Annotated in this window: 7 protein-coding genes and 1 pseudogene; 2 read left to right on the top strand and 6 right to left on the bottom strand. The window is 39.2% G+C overall.

What is annotated here, in order from left to right:
• Positions 1–248 (bottom strand): nucleoside deaminase (locus tag ACJAT0_RS12210; protein ID WP_415181879.1); only part of this gene is annotated, 248 nt, incomplete at its 3' end.
• A 156-nt stretch (positions 249–404) separates the two neighbouring features.
• Between ACJAT0_RS12210 and ACJAT0_RS12205 the strand changes: the two genes are divergently transcribed.
• The gene (locus ACJAT0_RS12205; RefSeq protein ID WP_415181878.1) at positions 405–2,168 is read left to right on the top strand and encodes a 1-deoxy-D-xylulose-5-phosphate synthase; all 1,764 of its coding nucleotides are present in this window, start codon (positions 405–407) and stop codon (positions 2,166–2,168) included.
• 13 nt (positions 2,169–2,181) lie between these two features.
• On the opposite strand, the gene ACJAT0_RS12200 is transcribed toward ACJAT0_RS12205, so the two are convergent.
• The 5 genes from ACJAT0_RS12200 to dgt form a co-directional block, all read right to left on the bottom strand.
• Positions 2,182–2,541 (bottom strand): T9SS type A sorting domain-containing protein, encoded by a 360-nt coding sequence (locus ACJAT0_RS12200; protein WP_415181877.1) that lies wholly within the window; start codon positions 2,539–2,541, stop codon positions 2,182–2,184.
• Between the two features lie 385 nt (positions 2,542–2,926).
• Positions 2,927–3,220, bottom strand: coding sequence for a hypothetical protein (locus ACJAT0_RS12195; protein WP_415181876.1), 294 nt, complete (start codon positions 3,218–3,220; stop codon positions 2,927–2,929).
• A gap of 60 nt (positions 3,221–3,280) precedes the next feature.
• Positions 3,281–3,763, bottom strand: a complete 483-nt coding sequence (locus ACJAT0_RS12190) for a hypothetical protein (RefSeq protein ID WP_415181875.1) — start codon at positions 3,761–3,763, stop codon at positions 3,281–3,283.
• Between the two features lie 94 nt (positions 3,764–3,857).
• On the bottom strand, positions 3,858–4,079 hold the full coding sequence (locus ACJAT0_RS12185) for a hypothetical protein (protein ID WP_415181874.1): 222 nt from the start codon (positions 4,077–4,079) through the stop codon (positions 3,858–3,860).
• Between the two features lie 48 nt (positions 4,080–4,127).
• The gene (gene dgt, locus ACJAT0_RS12180; protein ID WP_415181873.1) at positions 4,128–5,459 is read right to left on the bottom strand and encodes a dGTP triphosphohydrolase; all 1,332 of its coding nucleotides are present in this window, start codon (positions 5,457–5,459) and stop codon (positions 4,128–4,130) included.
• Positions 5,460–5,634: 175 nt separating this feature from the next.
• Between dgt and ACJAT0_RS12175 the strand changes: the two are divergent.
• Positions 5,635–5,821: pseudogene (locus ACJAT0_RS12175) on the top strand (hypothetical protein); the annotation flags it as partial.

The following is a 5,821-nucleotide window of genomic DNA, read 5'->3' as shown; positions in this document are numbered from 1 at the left end:
AAAGTCACATAAAGCGTGCAGTCTTTCAAATACTTACCACCTACAAAACTAGAGGCAGCAGTAATGGCTTGCATCTCTGCATGTGCCGTAACATCAGTAAGTGTTTCCGTAAGATTATGGCCTTTTGCAATGATGCGGTTTTGAGCTACGATAACCGCTCCTACTGGAATTTCATTACGGTCAAAAGCAGCGGCAGCTTCTTGCAAAGCTTTTCTCATAAAATACTCGTGGTCGAAGGGTTCTATCATCTTTTTAAAATACTCAAAAGTAAAAATAAAAGAATCCACAATAGCAGGAATTAAAAATAAGATCTATTTGTTTTGTAATATTTGTTAGGTGAAACTCATCAAGAAATTACCAATTCATTAAATCAAGAAATTGATTATTCAGCTTACCTTTGAATCATGTCAAAAAATCTACTTTCTACCATCAATGATCCGTCTGACTTAAGACACTTGTCAGAAAGTGATCTGGCTATAGTGGCCCAAGAATTAAGGGCTTTTATCATAGATATAGTAGCTGCAAAAGAAGGTCATTTAGGAGCGAGTCTCGGCGTGGTAGAACTTACTATTGCTTTGCACTATGTGTTTCATACTCCAGTAGATCAGTTGGTTTGGGATGTAGGTCATCAAGCTTATGGGCATAAAATACTTACGGGTCGTAGGGATGTTTTTCACACCAATCGAGATCTAGGTGGCATCTCTGGTTTTCCCAAGCGATCAGAAAGTGTTTACGATACCTTTGGAACGGGTCACAGTTCCACCTCTATAAGCGCTGCCCTTGGAATGGCCATGGCGAGCTCTTTAAAGAAAGAAGATAGAAAGCACATTGCTGTAGTAGGTGATGCGAGTATAGCCAGCGGTATGGCATTTGAAGCCCTGAACCACGCGGGCGTAAGCGGCGCAGACCTTCTGGTTATTCTTAACGATAATGCGATAGGAATTGACCCTAGTGTAGGAGCACTTAAATACTATCTTACCAAAACAAAATCAGGAAAAGAAACCGGTAGCGATAACATCTTTGAATCGCTCAACTTTGATTATTCAGGACCTATCGATGGACATGATTTACCTCTTTTACTTGAAGAACTAAAAAGGCAGAAAAGTTTAAAAGGACCTAGACTTTTACATGTGAGAACAGTAAAAGGGAAAGGTCTTAAACAAGCCGAAATTGATCAAGTGCGCTATCACGCACCTGGAAAATTTGATAAAATTACTGGTGACATTCCATCCAGTGACAACAGTAAATTACCACCTAAGTTTCAAGATGTTTTTGGGCATACGATAGTAGAGCTGGCTCAAACTAATAAAAGAATTGTCGGGATCACACCTGCTATGCCTACAGGAAGTTCCATGAAAATCATGATGGAAACTATTCCAGATCGTGCTTTTGACGTAGGAATTGCAGAGCAACATGCGGTAACGCTGGCTGCTGGAATGGCAACGCAAGGACTGGTGCCTTTTTGCAATGTGTATTCGACTTTTTTACAACGTGCTTATGATCAGGTTATTCATGATGTTGCGCTGCAAAAACTACCGGTAATTTTCTGTCTTGATCGAGCTGGGATTGTAGGGAAAGATGGGGCGACGCACCACGGTGTTTTTGACCTTGCTTATTTAAATTGTATTCCAGACATGATCATTGCAGCTCCTATGGATGCTATAGAAATGAGAAACATCATGTTTACGGCTTCACAGGGATTGGAGGCGCCTATCTCGATTAGGTATCCGCGTGGTCGTGGTAAAATTGTGGACTGGCAACAGCCCTTTGAACGGCTTGAAATAGGTGCCTCTAGGCTATTGAAAAAAGGTAAAAAAATCGCTGTAATAAGTATAGGTCCTATCGGGACGATGATTCAAGAATTGCTGGAACAAGAGAATTTAGATTGTACACATTTAGACATTCGTTTTTTAAAGCCTTTAGATGCTCCAGCTTTGGACTCTATTTTCAAACAGCATGATCATATCATTACCATGGAAGATGGAACGGTAGTAGGTGGATTGGGAAGTGCCGTTTGCGATCTCGCTTTCGCGAAAGCGTACCGAGGAAGCTTCCATAAACTAGGTATTCCAGATTCCTTTATAGAACATGGTCCCACTGCCGATTTGTATAAAATCGCAGGAATGGATAAGGAAGCCTTGTTGAAATTGATTAAAAAACTAAGTTAGGGTCTTCTTTCCTTTACTTAATGATAATTTTCTCTATCTGCAGCCGGCCATTTGACTGGAATTGTATCAAGTAAAGTCCGCTTTTTAAATCGAGCTGTAATGATGTCTCATTAGAACTTAAGTCTTTCTCCGTTTCAAATACCCGCTGACCGCTTAGGTTAAATATCTGAATACTCGTTTTAACCAGATTTTGATTAAAAGTGATAGCTATCGCTCCATTAGAAACAGTAGGGTAGATTTTAATCCCTAAGTCATTTGTGTCAAATTCAGAGATGCTCAAGGTATCAAAAGTTCCTGTAAACATGCCGCGACTATGAGTTGTGGCAAGTAGGGTATTATCTGCTGTTCTCAGATCTAGATACACTAGTTTCATGTCAGTCATTCCATTGATAAGCGTTTGCCATGAAATACCACCATCGCTTCCTATGATACCTTGGTTAGGGTTTGCTGGGTGGAATTTAAAGGCACGGATGTCAGCATCTACAAAAAGATGTTTAAATTTTCAAGTCCAAATGCATCAACGCATTTGGGGATTTGGTTCCATGAAGCACCTCTATTTATAGACCTAAAGGAATCGATTTCCCTGCATAAATAATTTGATCATTAGTAGGGTCTACTTCTATTACTAAATCATAAAAGGCTTGTCTTCTTTTAAAATCGTCAGTAAGGATGGAGCCATTTGCATCATTAGGCTTGTCGATTGCAGTAGTTGTCAGTAAGGCATCGACACTTTTATATAAGTTTTCTTCACTTGCTACCTATGCAGCTATATAAAATAGATTTTGATTTGTGGAATACGCAGCAATTTCAATACGGTCACTACCTGAAATGGTATTTTGAAGGTTCCAGAGGACTTCATCTTTGGATGGGTACAAACGACCTCCGCCCAAATTTGTTCCGGGAACTGAAATGGTACCCATATAAAGTTGATTAGCAGCACTTATTTCAAAATCATTTGGAGCCACATAAAACCTTTGACCGCCAAATATATATTCCATAGAGGTGTTTTCTATTCGTGACCAGCTAGTTCCATCGTCAGGACTGCGATACAATCCAGCATTTTGAGCTCCTAGAATATTGTTAGGATTGGAGATGTTGAAATTAGGTGATGCTTAAATGGTAAAGCCTACTCCAACAAAGACTTCACTAGTTCCATTGTTATCCCATACAATGATATCAGTAATAAAAAAGATTCCAGCAGTAAATAAATCGGAAGGAGCGTTTAAGTTTCTAGGTACAGCAGGTGTAACGGGTACTTCGGTGCAAGAGCTTCCTCTATCAATAGTTTTATAAAGGCCGTTCTCTACCGCTGCTCCCGCGGTATATTGTTCACTTGTTCCGATATAGAAAGTCATGGAATCATTTGGGTCTATAGCATAAGCGCTTAGGTTTAGATTTTCCGTAAGTCCAGGAATTATAGGGTATATAGAATTAACGTCAGTGATATCGTTATTCACCCATAAACCGCCACCTATACCGCTGGAAAATAATTTGTTGTAATCTGTGCTAGCTCCGTTATTTGCTTCTACGTCACTAGGGTCATCATAGGTCACTCTCGTTCTTCCTCCTACATTAGAGGTCCTCTTTTTTCCCATGCTCTGGAGCTAGAACCAAGAGCACTTTTCAATAGATCGGTATCCATGCTTTTTACTTTATAAGGAGTTGATATCCCTCTGGCAGGATTCATGGTCAGTTCCCACATGCGCTCATTATAAGCCTTAGGGGTAATGAAAGTGCTTTACGTTCGGCTTTTATAAGTTTTATGGTTTCCTTAAAAGGACTGTTTTCTAAGAATTGCTCGCGAAGCGCTCTAGCCTCTGCGATTCCTTTTTCTTCTTTATTAAAAACAAATAAGCTCATTACGGCTGCCGTATAGACTAGAATACTTAAAACAATTAGTTTTTTATTCATCTGATACGGATTAACACCTTAAAGTTAAGACAATTGAGTGGTTTTATTTTAAATTTTACCGTTGATCACTTCAAATAACGCAATGGACTTGCTGTCCGTAAGGGAGGCGACGTATCCACAAACGTCTAATATGCGTTCATATTTATCGTTACCGCTTAACCTAAGTCCTTTACAGGATTTAAGAATCAATTGATCGTAGGAACTGGTCATTTTCTCAAAATCATTGATACTGGCTCTTATGACCGCATTTAAAATGTCTTGAAGAATTTTATATCCAGCTATTTCCTTTTGAACGACTTCTTCATTATTGTAAACTTTATCAACGGTAATGCTGAGAATATCTTCAATTTGCGCTTTGTATTTTGACTTATCGGTGAGCGCATGTGGAAAATTACCAGCTAGTATAGCCTCTTCATGTTCCATAAATATAGAGATACAGTCGGTTATAAGATTATTTATAGCTAGTGATCTCAAATAAGACAATCGCTCTGAAGTAGTAGATAACTGCGTGTAAACCTCAGTCCTAATCGTGTCTCTGACAAGCTTGATTAATTGTTCTAGCGCGTGATCTTCACTGATCCAGCCTAAATTGATACCGTCTTCAAAATCAATTATGGTGTAACAAATATCATCTGCAGCTTCTACCAGATAGGTAAGTGGATGGCGGTAGTGAGTCTCCTGTATAGCACCCTTGCTTACTAGTCCTAGTTCCTTTGCTACATCATTAAAGTGAGCTAGATCTGCTTGAAAGATGCCGTATTTTTTTTGTGAAACGTGTTTGGTAGGTCGATAAGGAAGGGATTCTTTAGGGTACTTGATAAAAGCTCCTAAGGTGGCATAGGAAAGCCTTAACCCGCCAGTGGTTCCTGGACTATCGAGATTTAATAATCGGTATCCATTAGCATTTCCTTCATAAGAGAGCAGGTCTTGTTGTTGCTTTTGCGAAAGCGTGCGTATCATCTCAGCTCCTTGTCCAGTCTTAAAATAACTGCCTATAGCTTTTTCTCCACTATGACCGAAAGGTGGATTTCCTATGTCATGTGCCAAAGCTGCTGCGGCAACTATAGCGCCAAAATCCTGTTGTTTATAGCCAGCTGCTTGTAGCTCAGGATGCTTTTCTAGAATACGTTGACCAGCCATTCTTCCTAGAGAGCGACCTACAACGCTTACTTCTAGACTGTGCGTAAGTCGGGTATGAACAAATCCTGTCTGACTTAATGGGATGACTTGAGTTTTGTCCTGAAGGGATCTGAAGTGCTGAGAGAAAATGACCCGGTCATAATCTACTTCAAAGCCCAACCTTAATTCATCTTGTTGCTCTCTAAGCCTTGGTTGTGAGTCGCCATATCTTTTAAGAGAAAGTAGTTGATGCCAGTTCATTTGTTTAGAGTTTTGTGCAAGGTAATTCAATAATAATTCAATCTAATTAACCTTAACGTAACACGGTTAACGGTAATTTAATCATTTCATTTAGTTTGATAATCTACCAATAACTTGTATCATGAACTTTAAACTTTTCTTTGCAGAGTCAATCTGATAAAAAAATTCAAAAAAGATGAAAAAATTATTTATTTCAATGTTAGCTATTGCCGCTTTAACTCTTACTAGTTGTGGAGATGATGATAATCCGATTTCTGGCCCAGATGTGTCAGACAATCAAATTTCTGGATTAATTACAGAAAGTAAAACACTTACAAACGATCGTATCTGGAACTTACAAGGAAGAGCAACAGTCGCTAGTG

It is taken from the genome of Nonlabens sp., from assembly GCF_047636915.1.
Classification (GTDB): Bacteria; Bacteroidota; Bacteroidia; order Flavobacteriales; family Flavobacteriaceae; genus Nonlabens.
Note: the sequence above shows the minus strand (reverse complement) of the source record. Positions and strands in the feature narration are given on the sequence as shown.